Genomic DNA, 16,074 nt, shown 5'->3' with positions numbered 1-16,074 from the left:
GTTCAGATAAGGGGAGATTCAAATGACTACACCACAATTAGCCAAAATGATAGATCATACCTTGCTTCGTGCAGATGCAACACAAAGTGAAATGGCCAAATTGACCGAAGAAGCGAAACAATATCAGTTTGCTTCTGTATGTGTTAACCCGGGCTGGGTAGCTTATGCTGCTGAACAACTTCAAGGAACTGGCGTAGATATTTGTACTGTTATCGGTTTCCCTCTGGGAGCTTCCACTTCCGAAACCAAAGTGTTCGAAACCAAAGACGCTATCTCCAAAGGTGCTACTGAAGTGGATATGGTCATCAACATTAGTGCGATGAAAGACGGCAAAGATGACGTTGTGGAACAGGATATCCGTGCAGTTGTTGAAGCAGCAGCGGGTAAAGCTTTGGTGAAAGTCATTATTGAAACTTGTCTGTTGACGGATGAAGAGAAAGTACGTGCATGTCAGGCAGCAGTAAAAGCTGGAGCTGACTTTGTCAAAACGTCCACAGGCTTCTCTACGGGTGGAGCAACGCCAGAAGATATCGCTTTGATGCGTCGTACAGTTGGTCCAGATGTGGGTGTTAAAGCTTCTGGCGGCGTGCGCAGCCTGGAAGATATGCAAAAAATGATCGATGCAGGAGCAACTCGCATTGGCGCAAGTTCCGGTGTGAAAATCATGCAAGGCGAACAATCTACATCTAATTATTAATTCGTGAGTAACTTAGCACGATAAATTCCAGCAGATGGAATGCTTGGATGATTTAAAAGGTAACTTGTTCTTCATATCTCGCTTTGGACGGATGTGGAGAACAAGTTTTAAATCTGATCCTGATTTTCCTTTTCCATTTTTTGATTATAACTGTATCACAAAAGACCGAATTTATTGTAAGCGCTTCAACCGTTTTCTGAAAGGTTAATTCTTCACATTTATGGGAAACCTTTGAGCTGAATGAACATCCGGCTTAACTACCTTCAAAGGAGAGATAGAATGAAATTCCTAATTGCCCTTCTTGGTATACTTGTTGTATTTGGACTAGCTTATCTAGTCAGCAACGGTAAGAAGAAGATCCGATATCGTCCACTAATTATCATGATTGTTCTGCAAGTTATATTGGGATACGCATTGTTAAACACAGGAGTGGGTACCTTTTTGATTAGCGGTTTCGCGAACGTATTTGAAAGTTTGCTTGGCTATGCGAATGACGGTATTTCGTTTGTATTCGGTGGCTTGACTACCGTTGGTGCAGACAGTGGGGGCGCGCCATTCTTCCTCAGTGTATTGATGCCAATCGTTGTCATCTCAGCGCTCATTGGTATATTGCAGTATATCCGAATCTTGCCTTTTGTTATAAAATATATTGGTCTGGTATTAAGCAAAGTCAACGGAATGGGCAAACTGGAATCATATAACGCGGTTGCTTCGGCTGTTTTGGGGCAATCTGAAGTGTTCATTTCTGTGAAGAAACAAATTGGGTTGCTGCCAAAACATCGGCTATACACCTTGTGTGCTTCGGCGATGTCCACAGTATCGATGTCGATTGTCGGTGCCTATATGTCCATGATTGATCCGAAATATGTGGTTACGGCACTTGTGCTGAACCTGTTTGGCGGTTTTATCATCGCTTCCATCGTGAATCCGTATGAGGTTACCGAGGAAGAAGATATATTGGAAGTACAGGAAGAGGAGAAACAATCCTTCTTCGAAATGCTGGGCGAGTACATTTTGGATGGTTTCAAAGTTGCAATCGTTGTAGCAGCGATGTTGATCGGTTTTGTGGCTTTGATCGCACTTGTTAACGGGATCTTTAGTGCAGTACTCGGTATTTCGTTCCAGGAACTGCTTGGTTATGTGTTTGCACCATTTGCCTTCATTATGGGTGTTCCTTGGAAAGAAGCGATTCAAGCGGGAAGTATTATGGCTACCAAAATGGTATCCAACGAATTCGTTGCCATGCTTGATCTGACCAAACAGACTACATTGTCTGCCAGAACAACAGGGATCGTATCCGTCTTCCTCGTATCGTTCGCCAACTTCTCTTCGATCGGTATTATTGCCGGTGCGGTGAAGGGACTTCATGAGAAACAAGGTAACGTGGTGGCCCGCTTCGGTCTGAAACTGCTTTACGGTGCATCGCTTGTCAGCGTGCTGTCTGCGATCATCGCCGGACTGTTCTTGTAAAGCCGGATTATTGGAAGGAGTGCTTAAGTTATGTCAACATTCAAAAGAGTACATCTAATCGTTATGGATTCAGTGGGAATCGGTGAAGCGCCGGATGCGGCAGAATTCGATGATTTCGATGTCGACACCTTTGGTCACATTGCACGTGAACGCGGAGGGCTGAAAATGCCTCATATGGCCAGTCTTGGACTGTCCAATATCAAGGAAATTGAGGGTGTCCCTGTAGCGGATGCACCAAAAGCCTTTTATACCAAGATGCAGGAAGCATCCAGAGGGAAAGACACCATGACGGGTCACTGGGAACTGATGGGCCTGTACATTGATACTCCTTTCCGTGTTTTCGCAGACGGATTCCCGGATGAATTGATTCAGCGCATTGAGGAAAAAACAGGCCGCAAGGTGATCGGGAACAAACCGGCCAGCGGCACGGAAATCATCGATGAATTGGGCGAAGAGCATGTGAAAACAGGTGCCCTGATTATATATACATCCGCAGATTCGGTTCTGCAAATTGCAGCTCATGAGGATGTTGTTCCACTGAAAGAATTGTATGAAATCTGTGAGTTCTGTCGTGAGATTACTCTCGACGATCCGTACATGCTGGGCCGCATTATTGCCCGTCCGTTTGTAGGAGAAGTGGGTAACTTCAAGCGTACAGCTAACCGTCATGATTACGCACTTAAACCGTTTGGCCGTACCGTGATGAATGAACTCAAAGATGGTGGATTTGATGTAATCGCTTTGGGTAAGATCGCAGATATCTACGATGGAGAAGGCGTAACGAAATCTGTACGTACCGTTTCCAACATGGATGGCATGGACAAACTGTCCGAAACAATGGATGAAGCGTTCACTGGACTCAGCTTCCTGAACTTGGTTGACTTCGATGCCTTGTTCGGACACCGTCGTGATCCACAAGGCTACGCTCAAGCACTGGAAGAGTATGATGCTCGTCTGCCTGAGATTTTTAGCAAAATGACGGACGAGGATCTGCTGCTCATCACAGCTGACCATGGTAATGACCCAACCTATCGTGGCACGGACCATACCCGTGAGTATGTTCCGCTGCTTGTGTACTCTCCGCGCTTCAGCGAGGGTAAAAAGCTTGAACTGCGCAGCACGTTTGCAGACGTTGGTGCAACAGTAGCTGAGAACTTCGGCGTGAAACTGCCGGAATACGGTACAAGCTTCCTGAAGGATTTGAAGTAGTCCGAATTCTTATCTTTAACTGAACTTGGGGAAAGCTTTATTTTCTTAGAACATAAAATTGGACAGGATAACCATTGGAGCAGCTTCTGCTGCTCCGGTCCCTGGCCTTCATTCAAACTGATGGATAACTGGAGGAGATTTAATCATGAGTACACATATTGGAGCTAAACCCGGAGATATCGCAGAAACAATCCTTTTGCCAGGGGACCCGTTGCGTGCAAAATTTATTGCGGATACGTACCTTGAAGATGTCGTTTGTTACAATGAGGTTCGCGGAATGCTCGGGTTCACGGGTACATATCAAGGACACCGCATCTCGGTGCAAGGCTCGGGCATGGGGATTCCATCGTTCAGCATCTATGCCAACGAATTGATCAGCGAATATGGCGTGAAAAACCTGATTCGTGTAGGAACTTGCGGAGGCATGCAAGAGCACGTACGTGTTCGGGATGTTATCCTTGCTCAAGCTTCATGTACCGATTCCAGCATGAACAAACTTGTATTTGGTGGATATGATTTTTCCCCAATCGCGACGTTCTCCCTGCTGAAAGAAGCCTATGACCGTGCAACGGCTAAAGGCATGAAAATCCATGTCGGTAACGTATTCAGCTCTGATTCCTTCTATCGTGACGACCGTTCCGTGACTGAGAAATTGATGCAGCACGGCGTACTGGGCGTTGAGATGGAAACAACAGCACTGTACACACTCGCTGCCAAATTTGGCGTAAATGCACTGACCATCCTTACTGTAAGTGATCACTTGCTGACAGGTGAAGAAACTACAGCCGAAGAACGCCAAAAAACGTTCAACGACATGATGGTGGTAGCACTGGAAACAGCAATCACACTGTAATTGTTGCATTTTATATTCAATAATCAATTGATTTTGATCGAAACTTTTGTTCCACGAGCGTAGTGAAGGAAACGGAATCGATTCTGAAGAAGCAACGCGTTCGCCTTTGTCTCCAAGTTTCCAAATTACAAAAACCATAAAATTTACACGATAACGAAGAGGGCAGAAAAAACCTGAAGAAGCGAAGCGTCCGCCTTTATCACCGGATTTTCCCTTTATAAAAGGGAATCAGAAAAATCTGGGGATAACAGCGGTTGGAAGGTTGTTCTGCCATCGGAGTGACCCGTGTAAAACACCCACAACGAAGGAGAGATCATCATGAGAATGGTAGACATTATTGCTAAGAAGCGCGACGGAAAAGAACTGACAACAGCTGAGATTGATTTTGTTGTTCAAGGATATACACAAGGAGAAATCCCGGATTACCAAGTCAGCGCTTGGGCGATGGCCATATTCTTTAAGGATATGACAGACAAGGAACGCGCAGATTTGACCATGTCCATGGTGAACTCGGGCGAGACGATTGATCTGTCCGCAATTGAAGGCATCAAGGTAGACAAGCACTCCACGGGAGGCGTGGGCGATACCACAACACTGGTACTGGCACCACTCGTTGCAGCTCTCGATGTTCCTGTTGCCAAAATGTCCGGACGTGGATTGGGTCACACTGGTGGTACAACAGACAAACTGGAATCCGTTGCAGGCTTCCATGTAGAGCTGGAGAAAGAAGAGTTCATCCGACTCGTTAACGAACATAAAGTCGCGGTTATCGGTCAAAGTGGCAACCTCACACCGGCAGACAAAAAGCTCTATGCTTTGCGTGATGTTACAGCTACCGTTAACTCCATCCCACTGATCGCCAGTTCCATCATGAGTAAGAAAATTGCAGCAGGTGCCGATGCCATCGTACTGGATGTCAAAACAGGTGCTGGTGCATTCATGAAGACTACGGAAGATGCAAAAGAACTGGCACATGCCATGGTAAGCATCGGTAACAATGTAGGCCGCAAAACGATGGCTGTCATTTCCGATATGTCCCAACCACTGGGTCTGGCTATCGGTAACGCACTTGAAGTGAAAGAAGCCATTCTCACGCTGCAAGGTAAAGGACCGAAAGATCTGGAAGAACTCTGTCTGGCACTTGGACGTCAAATGGTATTCCTTGCTGGCAAAGCAGACTCCCTGGAGCATGCTGAGGAGAAATTGAGAGAAGTGATCCAGAACGGTAAAGCGCTGGAGAAATTCAAGGACTTCCTGGCAAACCAAGGCGGAGACGCTTCAGTTGTAGATCATCCGGATCGCTTGCCACAAGCGAAATATCTGGTTGAAGTACCAGCGGATAAAGACGGATATGTAGCTGGGATCGTCGCTGACGAAATCGGTACTGCTGCAATGCTGCTCGGCGCAGGCCGTGCAACGAAGGAATCCGAGATCGACCTCGCTGTGGGCTTGATGCTGAACAAAAAAGTGGGTGACCAGGTTAAAGCTGGCGAATCCCTCGTAACCATCCATGCCAATCGTGAAGACGTGGCAGACGTGATCGCGAAGATCAAAGAAAACATTACAATTTCGGATCATGCCGATGCACCTGTGCTGGTACATGATATCGTAACGGAATAATTTACAAGTCAGACAAGATCTAATCTCATGTCTGAATGAAATTTCAAAGACCCGAAGCTATGCTTCCTTAGCTTCGGGTCTTTTCTCATTTGTCCTTTAACTTATCATATGCCATAACGGAATCTGCATTGGTATAAATATATGGTGTGGAGGGTTGATCGACAGGTGTTACCTTTGTTGCACGAATCTCAATGGTGTCTTCGCCGTTCACTTGAGCCGATCCTATTGTGCCATCAATTTGTACCCAACTGTCTGTAGGGAAGCTGTCTGCATTCGGGACATGAATCATCACACCAAAGGGTGCCGCGTCTGCAGGGCAGCACATGACCAGAAATCGTCCTAATGCAAAATGCGATTCATGATCCATACTTTTATCCCGGTATACAAATCCGGTAAGGGAGATAGCCTTGCCTGCAAATTGCTGTTGGAACATATCAATGGAACCCAATGTCTCGGAGAAGATTTCGGGATATACCTTGATGACCGATTCCGCATATAACTTCTCTGCCAGTTCAGCAAATTCACGACTGTACTCATCCGGGGGTACGAATTGTACTTTCGCGGCAGACACAGATGATTCAACAGTCGTTGTTTTTTTTGAAAGATCCTTAACGTCCAGTTCTGCTGCATCAGGCAAAGGCTCTTTTCGACGAATCTCTGGAGTTCCATAGGATAGTGACATACCTTTTTGACTGGCCATGGAACTACCTAACGCATGATCGGGCAAAAGAAAACCTAAGATTAATGGAATGGCAATCAAGCCATAAATCAGTGAGCTGCGTATCCATCCCGAAGGAGGCGGGTGCTCACAATCACAATGGAGCTGACTATTGCCAAACAGTCCGTGCCAGGCCATGATAGCAGCAATAAACAAAAAGGGAACAGGGCAGCAGAGAAGCAATCGTTGCATTGTTGGTGCCAGATAATAATGAAGAGAATCGCTTGAATTCAAATGAATGATGTATACAGCCAATCCGCCGATCCACAGCGCACGAATTAGGTTATGCCATTGGATAGGGCGAGATTTTGAAACAGGAGCTTTGGACATCGTATAACCAGGATGGTTCATGTAATTAATCACCTCTTTTGATCAAATCGTGACTTCGTGAATGCTTTCCCGGATAGGCGGGATTAAACATTCTCTTATATGCTCATGCCAAAAGGTTAATCAACCACGACCCGGCGAAAACCAATATAATAATGGCCAGACTCAAACCAATAACGAACCGGGTGCGGAAGGTGGAGAGCAGCATCAGTGTGCTTTTGAAATCAAGCATTGGACCGAGGACGAGAAAGGATAACAGTGGCCCTAACGCAAAAGTGTGAGAGAAGGCAGAGGCTACGAAAGCATCGGATGTCGAGCAGAGAGACAATACATACGCAAAGCCCATCATAAACGCATAAGAGGCGACAGGCCCGTTACCCAAAGAGATGAGATCACTGCGGCTGATAAAAGTCTGAATGCAAGCTGTAATGAGAGCGCCAATCACCAAATATTTGCTCATATCGACGAATTCGTCACCGGCATGGATGAAAAAGCTGCGCCAGTTTTTGTCATGAACATGATCATGATCATGTTCGGCTGAATGTGAATGAGGCTTTGCCATTTTAAATCCCGGATGAGTTTGCACGATGGCTGATTCACGTCGTTTTGACATTTTCAAAGGATTATGATGAACGAACATATACGTTAACATCCCAATACAGGCAGCTACGGCAAAAGAAAGCAACATACGGGCAATCACAATTTCCGGGTGGGACGGAAATGCAAGCAAGGTTGCTGTAAATACAATTGGATTTACGACAGGACCACTTAGAATAAACGTGACCGCTATGTAGGCGGGCATGCCTTTGTTCATTAATCGGCGGACAACCGGAATCATGCCGCATTCACAGATGGGGAAGATAATACCCAGCAGACCCGCTACCAGAACACCACCAATGGGGTTTTTGGGAGTTAGTCTTCTCACCATTTCTTCAGATACAAACCATTGCATAAATGAAGATAATAACACCCCTATGAGCAGAAATGGAGCCGCTTCGAGAAAAATACTTATGAATATGGTTTTCATATTTTGCAAGGCTTCGCTGTTCCATGCCTCATGCAGATCGGGAGCCATCGTAATCAATACGGGAACAAGAAATGCACAGGGTATAAGGAATGACAGGAGCTTTAGATTAGCTGCCATTTTCATGGGATAGACCTCCAGAACCGGGACTTTGGTAAAATATATGCTTGTACCGTCCGCATCATACTCGTTCACTTTAATTAATCAACATTCTTACGATTTAGATGTCTGAGGATGCCAACATGTTGACAAAAGAAACAAGGATCAGGTATAGTTTGAGTTATTAATCGTAATTATTACTATTAAGTAATTGTTACATTCAGCCTATGGGTCGAGTGGAAGCTACATAGCATTCAGTCATTCGTTTTGAGAGGATAACTAGAAGGGAGTCATTGAAATGACAGAACAACAGGTACAACCCCGAGTTCCGGTGACCGTATTAAGTGGATATCTGGGTGCAGGCAAAACGACATTGCTTAATCATGTACTCCATAATCGGGAGGGCATGCGAGTTGCTGTAATTGTAAATGACCTCAGTGAAGTTAATATTGACGCTGGCTTGATCCGGGATGGAGGTGGATTGTCACGCATTGATGAGAAACTAGTGGAGATGTCCAATGGCTGCATCTGCTGCACGCTGCGTGAGGATTTGCTGAAAGAGGTAGAGCGGCTTGCGCTAGACGGTTCTTTTGATTACATACTGATTGAATCTACAGGCATTGGAGAGCCTGTGCCCGTTGCCCAGACATTTACGTACATTGACGAAGAACTTGGGATTGATTTAACGAAATTTACGCGGCTCGATACGATGGTAACGGTAGTGGACGCTGCCCAGTTCTGGCGCGATTTCTATTCCAAAGAAACGTTAAGGGATCGGGGGCAGGAAGCCGGAGAGGACGATGTACGGGGAATCGTTCATCTGCTGACAGATCAGGTTGAATTCTGTGATGTGCTGATTTTGAACAAGTGTGACCTGGTATCGGAAGACGAGCTGATCAAGCTTGAGAAAGCGCTACATGCGATGCAGCCGGAGGCCCGACTCATTCGTACAACCCATGGACAGATTGACCCACGGGAGATACTGAATACCGGACGGTTTGATTTTGAAAAAGCAAGCCAGTCTGCGGGCTGGATCCGCGAATTAATGAAGGAAGAACATACACCCGAGACAGAGGAATATGGCATTCACTCGTTTGTGTACCACCGGAAACGACCGTTTCATCCGGAACGTTTGCTGCGCTGGATTGCGAAGTGGCCTGAAAGTATCGTACGTTCCAAAGGCTTAATGTGGCTGGCTACACGTAATCATATGGCGGTATCTTTCAGTCATGCAGGAACATCCAAGCAGTTGGGGCCTGCCGGATTATGGGTGGGTGCGATGAGTGAAGAAGAGCGACAAATGCATTTTGGTGATACACTTCCACCTATTCCGGATTGGGATGAGCAGTGGGGAGATCGGGTAACGAAACTGGTGTTCATCGGGATAGACATGGACCGCGTGGAGATCGAACGAACGCTGGATGAGACACTTCTTACAGAAGAAGAAATGCTGATGAATTGGCGAGAATTAAAAGATCCATTTCCAGCATGGAGTTAAAGTGAAAAGAAAAAGATCTTTAAGTGCAATCGTGCACCTAAAGATCAATGATTTGGGTTAAAGGATTTTAGTTAAAGTACAAATCTCCGAGATAAAAGTCGCCGTTGCCGCTTTTTTGAGGACTAAACACAAAGGAAAGATACACACCAAAGGAACCCGTCCACCCTTGTGGATAATAGATGGCTTTGTAACTTTGGCTTATTTTGGTTTTGTCATTCATTGAAATCACTTTAAAATCAGCTGATTTGACGTTAATCAATTGATCTGCATATTTGGTCAGTGTTTTTTTATCATTTGCTGCAATGATACCTTTAACTTTAGTCTTGAATTTATCTTTTTGATACTGCTTGCCTCGATCAAAAAAGTCAATCTCGGCATTTTCAATGACTTTGTCATCTATGTATTTATCGAACTCACTAGTACTGCCCGTTTTAAGTGCTTTACCATACATTTTAATCAGTGCTAAAGATTCTTTTTGCAATTTGGCTATCATCTGAGCCTCAGTTCCAGTCATCTTGATTGATCCTGAAGTGCTCGAACTACTTGGTTTACTTGAATCTTCAGAACCTTTAGTACCGGTACTGCTGCTATTATTACTTGAACTACTAGAGTTACCGCTACCTGAATTAGTAATACTTACAACTTTGTTGCTAACATTCAGAGATACGTTGGCTCCCAATGCTTCTGCTGTGGTACTTACAGGCAAGTAAACATCACCGTCATAAACTAGTGCATTCAGTTTGTCTCCAGCTTCATTCTTTGGTGTCCAAGACAAACCGTTTACTTTAAAGCTAATATTGCTGTCGAGTGCTGCTTCAATATCCTGAATTCCGTTTGAAGCTGCCACACCCAGGGCACCGAAAGCCAAACTGCATGCTACTAATGACCCAATAAAAGTTGATTTTTTGATCTTCATCTAGTTCCTCCGTAGGTGAAAGTATAATGATACCCCAGCAGTATATCATATGAAATTATAATGTGCATACAAATTTTTACTATAGCAGAAATGGAGTTGACAAAAGAATAAGCATGGGCTAATATCATTAAACAGTAATCATTACGATTAGAAAAATTGAAGGAGGCCATATCCATGAGAGTCATTGTAACTTTAGCCTGCACCGAGTGCGGAGATCGCAACTATACAACAACCAAGAACAAGCGTAACCATCCAGAACGGATCGAATTGAAGAAGTATTCTCCACGATTGAAGAAGATGACGATTCACCGGGAAACAAGATAAATTTTTTTGTCATTTTTACATCGTAATATTTACGAAAAGAGGAAAAACCATGATTTTATCTTCCATGCGTGATGTGGTATTCGGATACGGCAAAGAGCCTGTCATTGACCAACTGTCGCTGGATATCCATGTTGGGGAGTTCGTGGGCATTACAGGACCCAATGGTTCTGCGAAAACAACTATCCTGAAATTGCTGCTGGGGCTGTTACAGCCCTGGAGCGGCACGGTACATATGGATGCACAGTCCGTACGTGGCAGCAAGCTGAACATCGGGTATGTACCCCAACAGGTCGCATCGTTCAATAGTGGATTTCCCAGTACGGTGATCGAACTGGTGCGATCCGGATGTTACCGTAAGCTCGGCTTGTTCCGCAGATTCACTTCCGAGCAGGAAGCTGTTGTGGAACGCAGCTTGCGGGAAGTTGGCATGTGGGAATACCGCAACGCCCGAGTTGGTGAACTGTCGGGTGGACAAAAGCAGCGAATCTGCATTGCCAGAGCCTTGGCAGGCGAGCCTCAGGTTCTCGTGCTGGATGAGCCGACTACTGGGATGGATCGGCGCAGCCGTGAAGGGTTCTATGATCTGATGCGCCACTATGCTGATGTCCATGGACTGACCATTATTATGGTAACCCACGGACTGGAAGAGATGGGCGATCGATTGGACCGAACCATTACCCTGGAACGGCAAGAAAGTGAGGAATGGCAGTGTTTGAGTACGAATTCATGCAGCGTGCCTTCTGGGCAGGCGGACTGATTGGAGTCATTGCTCCGATTCTGGGAGTATATCTGATGCTTCGACGCCAGGTGCTGATGGCGGATACGTTATCCCATGTTTCACTGGCTGGAGTTGCCCTGGGTTCCGTGATGAACCTGGATCCGGTAATCTGTGGATTTGCGATTGCGATTATCGGTGCATTGCTGGTGGAACAACTCCGGCGAAATTACCTGACGTATAGCGAGGTCCCTGTAGCGATCATTATGACATCTGGGCTTGCCCTTGCTGTGGTACTCATGAGTCTGAAAACGAGTCTGTCCAAGACATTTAGCTCTTACCTGTTCGGTTCCATCGTTGCAGTTAGTGATATGCAGTTGTGGATTATGGCAGCTGTGTGTGTTATCGGTCTGATTTTTTTCATCGTGCTCAGAAGACCATTGTACAATTTCACGTTTGATGAAGAGACAGCTTCCATCGGAGGTATTCAGGTTAAAGGTTTATCATTTGCATTTGCCGTTCTGACAGGAATGACCGTTGCTTCAGCCATGCCGATTGTCGGCGTGTTGCTCGTGTCCGCATTAATTGTGCTTCCAGCTGCCCTCGCACTGAGATTGTCACGCAGTTTTGCAGCAGCGATTGTTATCGCCGTCGTTACCGGATTAATCGGTATTTTTAGTGGATTGACCACCTCTTACCATTTAAACACACCACCGGGAGGAACCATTGCTCTCATCCTGCTGGTCTTTCTATTGATTGGAATATCAGCTCAAAAGCTGATTGCAAGATATAACCGTAAACGCCATCGCAAAGCGAGAAAACAACAACGCGCAACGCTATTCATACATTCAAGGGAGAATACACGACATGAAACTTAATAAAAGATCAGCACTAGCACTGTTATTCAGCCTTACACTCATCGTCTCCGGTTGTGGACAGAACCAGTCTGCTTCCGATTCCAGTACCAACTCGGCTAACACGCCAGCTTCGGCGGAGACCGAAGAGGCCAAACTAAACGTTGAAGTCAGCTTTTATCCAATGTATGAGTTCACCAAAAATGTTGCAGGCGATCTGGCTAATGTTCATACACTCGTTCCTGCAGGTATGGAGCCGCATGACTGGGAGCCGACACCACAGGATATTGCAAGCATCGAGAAAGCGGATGTGCTTGTCTATAATGGGGCGGGTATGGAATCCTGGATCGATCAAGTTACGGACAGTCTCGCCAATGCCAAACTCATTCAAGTGGAAGCGAGCCATGGAATTGATCTGCTGGAAGGCTCAGAAGAAGATGAGCATGAACATGCCGACACAACAGACACCGATGATCATGCGGATGACGCCACAACAGAGGAGCATGATCATGATTCAAAAGCAGAAGAGGCACATACACATGACCACGATCACGGCGGACTTGATCCCCACGTGTGGCTGTCACCTGCACTTGCCGTGAAAGAAGTACGAAATATCGAGGCTGGATTGGCACAGGCTGCACCGGAACATGTGGAGCAATTTAAGCAAAATGCCGACGCCTACGTTGCCAAACTGGAAACACTGGATCAGGATTTCAAAGCGGCTGTAACGGACAGCAAACGTAAAGATTTCATCACACAGCATGCTGCATTCGCCTATCTTGCACAGGAATATGGTCTGCAGCAAGTACCGATTGCCGGGCTGTCTCCAGAACAAGAGCCTTCCGCAGCGCAAATGGCCGCCGTTATTGATTTTGCCAAGGAGCATCAGGTGAAGACGATTTTCTTCGAAACGTTGGTTTCATCCAAAGTGTCAGAGACCATCGCCAATGAAGTAGGGGCCAAAACGGCCGTGTTAAACCCGATCGAAGGGTTGACGGAAGAGGAAATCGCGGCAGGAATGGACTACATCGGTGTAATGCGGCAGAATTTGGAGGCGCTGAAACTGGCCCTGAATGAATAGCACGTTATGCTTCAGTAACAAGCTGAATTGACAAAAAAGATAATCCATTTGATGCCTGTCATCGAAAAAGGTACAATAATACAACATGCTGAGGAATGGCTGTGCCATTCCTTTGCCTTTTGCCACGCAGAGAGCACAGGGATGTGCTCTTTTCGTTGTTCAAGGTGACGGAGATTATGCGGGGAACGGGAGGAAATGTAATGGATTTACCTGAAGAACAGGAAGTGCTGTTAAGCCAGCAGCCTGCCCATCTATGGAGAAGACGCAAACTGGAGTTAATGCAGTGGACGGAACGCGAGAAGCAGACGATGGTAGCGAAGAGAACGGAGATTTGGAATGATGTTGAAGTGGATGCTGAGCTTGTCGATGCCTTGACTTTGCTTCACAGAGCAGGTGTACGTACCGAGTTTTCTTGCGCTGGTGTAAGCCCACTCGATGAACCGGTGGATCATTCTCTTTATGCTTATGTTACACTTGTACAAAATGAGGCAGCCGATCGATTTGTGACTTATGCTCTGACGCAGATGCGCAACAGATTGCTGGTTACACTGGAGACAGGAACGGGGCGTTATGATCTGTCTTCTTTTTTCATCGGACATAATCGGAGTTTCTGCTGGTGGATACAATATTGCGCCGCACATTTCATGGATCGAAACGAACACAGTGTAGCCACGTAATATAGGGATAGACATTTTTACTCGGAGGCAAGGGAGGTAGGACCGTATTGAATAAATGGCTCAAAACCATACTGTTTCTGATGGGTTCAGCGATACTGACCCGCTTTATCCCGTTTTCTTCATTGTTCCGTAACCTGGATACGATGATTCACGAATTCGGCCATGCGCTGATGACATTGGTGTTATCCGGCAAAGTATTGCGCATTGAATTATATGCTGATCACAGCGGCGTTACGTATTCATCCATGCTGACACCAGGCCGATCCATTTTGGTTTCCTTGGCTGGCTATGTTACTGCATCCCTCTTTGCTTGGTTGCTCTTCTATCTATACCGAAAAGGATGGCACATGTGGGGGCTTGGCATCATGACAGGTGTAGCTCTGGTGTCGCTTCTCTTCTATGTGAGGGGAGAGTTCGGCATGCTCTGGCTTACAGGCTTTAGTGCTCTGAGTATTGTGATCATGATTTTTGGCGCCAGAATCGCGAAATTCTATTATTTACTACTGGCTTTTCTTACACTGGAAGAGTCCGTAGTTAGTGCCATGTACGTTGGGCTTATGTCTTGGACACAGCCGTCCCGGGCGGGGGATGCGGCTAATCTGGCTCAGCAAACATTCCTCCCGGCGCTGTTCTGGGGAACGTTATTTGCACTGTTTGCACTGTGGTGTGCGAAGGGAGCACTTACGCTCTTTTTTCGAAAAGAAAGCACGCCAAGGCCGTCAACATCTCGTAGATTACGCGGGCGTAATGTTTAGAAAACAGAGAAGGCACTTCCTTTATTATTAAAGGAAAGTGCCTTTTTCGCATGGTCTCATGTTTAATCCCCAAGATTGTCCCATAGGACATAAAAATAATAAATCTCTGCCATGATCCCCTTATCATCCTTTGCAACAACGCCTCCCTCGATACGTGCAAGAGTACTCAATATTTCGTAAACCGTCTCACGTTCTACACTAAACTGAACCCGATTGACGATTCGATCCCAAGCCTTCATGGCATAATCCACCTGAGTTTTGGCTTCTGTCCAATTTTTGGCCTGTACTTCCTTCTCCAGCTTTTGTACAGACTCAAGCAAGCGGTCATTCGTTCCCATGGGCTTTTTGAGAAATGTACCGGTCGCAAGAATCGCGCAGAACAAAATGATCATGGAAATTGGAAGCACGTACAGCAACCAGAAACGAGTTTTCATTCAAACGCCTCCTGCAATGTAAATATGTATCAGAAAGGTCCCTCATAATCCCCCATATCGGTTTTCTCTGAAAAATGATCTTCAAAGAGATCGACATAAAGTTTGTCATTTGGCAAAATAGCGGCAAAGGCAATGTCCTGAATCGTGATTTTTTTCTTCTTCAATTGTTCACTGAGCCAGTTGATATCTTTGTTTCGTTCCTCAAGATTTTGTTTGATCAGAACACCGTCAATAATAATTTCGGTCATGAGCTTGCTCTTGGCAGGATGCATCTTCATGTCCTTCGCCGTAACCGGTTGATTCTCAGGCTTCAGGACAACGGACAGACTACCGTCCGGTTCAAGAATGGCATAGTCCAGTGTAGTAATGTCAAATACATCCTTTTGCCTCAGCATCATGGTTAGTTCGTCAAATTTCACACGCATTTTATGGAGATTTTGTTCAAGAATTTTACCATTCTGGATAACCAAAGTTGGATCGGAGTCCAACATTTTGGAGATGGTACGATTTTTCAACGTAATAAACTGAAAGACGATCGTCACCAAAGTGAAAATGGTTAAAGCGACAAAATGGATCCATCCTTTGGAAGACAAGTCGGTCGCAAATGTACCTGCGATGGAACCAATCGTAATGCCATTAATGTAATCAAAATACGTCAAGTTACCCATTTGCTGTTTGCCCAGTACCCTGGTATAGATGATCAGGGTCAGAAAGGCGAAAACTGATCGAACAGCTACGACCCACGTTTCTTCCATCATGTATGTATCACCTTCCTTCGATTACCCTACGAATTTGAAAACTTT

Annotated in this window: 17 protein-coding genes; 12 read left to right on the top strand and 5 right to left on the bottom strand. The window is 45.7% G+C overall.

Annotation, left to right across the window (positions count from 1 at the left end; all coding sequences use genetic code 11):
• Window positions 1–22: 22 nt before the first annotated feature.
• The 5 genes from deoC to P5G61_RS13470 all read left to right on the top strand — a co-directional run bounded on the left by deoC (window position 23) and on the right by P5G61_RS13470 (window position 5,849).
• Window positions 23–697 carry a deoxyribose-phosphate aldolase gene (gene deoC / locus P5G61_RS13490; RefSeq protein WP_079344641.1) on the top strand — a complete coding sequence of 225 codons (675 nt, stop codon included), beginning with the start codon at window positions 23–25 and terminating at the stop codon, window positions 695–697.
• 279 nt (window positions 698–976) lie between these two features.
• Entirely contained in the window at window positions 977–2,167 is a 1,191-nt protein-coding gene (locus tag P5G61_RS13485; protein WP_024631981.1) for a NupC/NupG family nucleoside CNT transporter, read from the top strand.
• A 30-nt stretch (window positions 2,168–2,197) separates the two neighbouring features.
• A complete protein-coding gene (deoB, locus tag P5G61_RS13480) occupies window positions 2,198–3,376 on the top strand; it encodes a phosphopentomutase (protein WP_079344643.1) in 1,179 nt (392 codons plus the stop codon).
• Window positions 3,377–3,521: 145 nt separating this feature from the next.
• Window positions 3,522–4,229 carry a purine-nucleoside phosphorylase gene (gene deoD / locus P5G61_RS13475; RefSeq protein WP_024631979.1) on the top strand — a complete coding sequence of 236 codons (708 nt, stop codon included), beginning with the start codon at window positions 3,522–3,524 and terminating at the stop codon, window positions 4,227–4,229.
• 318 nt (window positions 4,230–4,547) lie between these two features.
• Entirely contained in the window at window positions 4,548–5,849 is a 1,302-nt protein-coding gene (locus P5G61_RS13470; RefSeq protein ID WP_024631978.1) for a pyrimidine-nucleoside phosphorylase, read from the top strand.
• An 85-nt stretch (window positions 5,850–5,934) separates the two neighbouring features.
• Here the strand turns inward: P5G61_RS13470 and P5G61_RS13465 are convergent, their stop codons facing one another.
• Together P5G61_RS13465 and P5G61_RS13460 are read right to left on the bottom strand one after the other, a co-directional pair.
• Entirely contained in the window at window positions 5,935–6,918 is a 984-nt protein-coding gene (locus P5G61_RS13465) for a TIGR03943 family putative permease subunit (RefSeq protein WP_301247019.1), read from the bottom strand.
• Between the two features lie 82 nt (window positions 6,919–7,000).
• Complete coding sequence (locus P5G61_RS13460) at window positions 7,001–8,044, bottom strand: permease (RefSeq protein WP_301247018.1); 1,044 nt, start codon at window positions 8,042–8,044, stop codon at window positions 7,001–7,003.
• A 271-nt stretch (window positions 8,045–8,315) separates the two neighbouring features.
• On the opposite strand from P5G61_RS13460, the gene P5G61_RS13455 reads away from it, so the two are divergent.
• Entirely contained in the window at window positions 8,316–9,515 is a 1,200-nt protein-coding gene (locus tag P5G61_RS13455) for a GTP-binding protein (protein ID WP_301247017.1), read from the top strand.
• Between the two features lie 67 nt (window positions 9,516–9,582).
• Here P5G61_RS13455 and P5G61_RS13450 read toward each other — a convergent pair whose 3' ends face one another.
• Window positions 9,583–10,431, bottom strand: coding sequence for a stalk domain-containing protein (locus tag P5G61_RS13450; RefSeq protein WP_301247016.1), 849 nt, complete (start codon window positions 10,429–10,431; stop codon window positions 9,583–9,585).
• A gap of 174 nt (window positions 10,432–10,605) precedes the next feature.
• Here P5G61_RS13450 and rpmG point away from each other — a divergent pair, with 174 nt between their 5' ends.
• The 6 genes from rpmG to P5G61_RS13420 all read left to right on the top strand — a co-directional run bounded on the left by rpmG (window position 10,606) and on the right by P5G61_RS13420 (window position 14,837).
• The gene (gene rpmG, locus P5G61_RS13445; protein ID WP_024631975.1) at window positions 10,606–10,755 is read left to right on the top strand and encodes a 50S ribosomal protein L33; all 150 of its coding nucleotides are present in this window, start codon (window positions 10,606–10,608) and stop codon (window positions 10,753–10,755) included.
• Between the two features lie 49 nt (window positions 10,756–10,804).
• Window positions 10,805–11,512 (top strand): metal ABC transporter ATP-binding protein, encoded by a 708-nt coding sequence (locus P5G61_RS13440; RefSeq protein ID WP_024631974.1) that lies wholly within the window; start codon window positions 10,805–10,807, stop codon window positions 11,510–11,512.
• On the top strand, window positions 11,458–12,348 hold the full coding sequence (locus P5G61_RS13435; protein ID WP_301247010.1) for a metal ABC transporter permease: 891 nt from the start codon (window positions 11,458–11,460) through the stop codon (window positions 12,346–12,348). The genes P5G61_RS13440 and P5G61_RS13435 overlap by 55 nt, the downstream gene beginning before the upstream one ends.
• Window positions 12,338–13,405: a metal ABC transporter substrate-binding protein gene (locus P5G61_RS13430; protein WP_301247008.1), complete on the top strand. Its 1,068-nt coding sequence runs from the start codon at window positions 12,338–12,340 to the stop codon at window positions 13,403–13,405. The genes P5G61_RS13435 and P5G61_RS13430 overlap by 11 nt, the downstream gene beginning before the upstream one ends.
• A 200-nt stretch (window positions 13,406–13,605) precedes the next feature.
• On the top strand, window positions 13,606–14,082 hold the full coding sequence (locus P5G61_RS13425; RefSeq protein ID WP_301247006.1) for a hypothetical protein: 477 nt from the start codon (window positions 13,606–13,608) through the stop codon (window positions 14,080–14,082).
• A gap of 47 nt (window positions 14,083–14,129) precedes the next feature.
• Window positions 14,130–14,837: a M50 family metallopeptidase gene (locus P5G61_RS13420; RefSeq protein WP_301247005.1), complete on the top strand. Its 708-nt coding sequence runs from the start codon at window positions 14,130–14,132 to the stop codon at window positions 14,835–14,837.
• 62 nt (window positions 14,838–14,899) lie between these two features.
• Here the strand turns inward: P5G61_RS13420 and P5G61_RS13415 are convergent, their stop codons facing one another.
• Both P5G61_RS13415 and P5G61_RS13410 read right to left on the bottom strand, forming a co-directional pair.
• Entirely contained in the window at window positions 14,900–15,271 is a 372-nt protein-coding gene (locus P5G61_RS13415; protein WP_301247003.1) for a DUF4363 family protein, read from the bottom strand.
• A 29-nt stretch (window positions 15,272–15,300) separates the two neighbouring features.
• Entirely contained in the window at window positions 15,301–16,029 is a 729-nt protein-coding gene (locus P5G61_RS13410; protein WP_301247001.1) for a DUF421 domain-containing protein, read from the bottom strand.
• Between the last annotated feature and the right edge of the window lie 45 nt (window positions 16,030–16,074).

Origin of the sequence: Paenibacillus vandeheii (assembly GCF_030433635.1) — a bacterium.
GTDB classification, from domain to species: domain Bacteria; phylum Bacillota; class Bacilli; order Paenibacillales; family Paenibacillaceae; genus Paenibacillus; species Paenibacillus vandeheii.
This window is presented reverse-complemented; position numbering and strand designations above follow the sequence as displayed.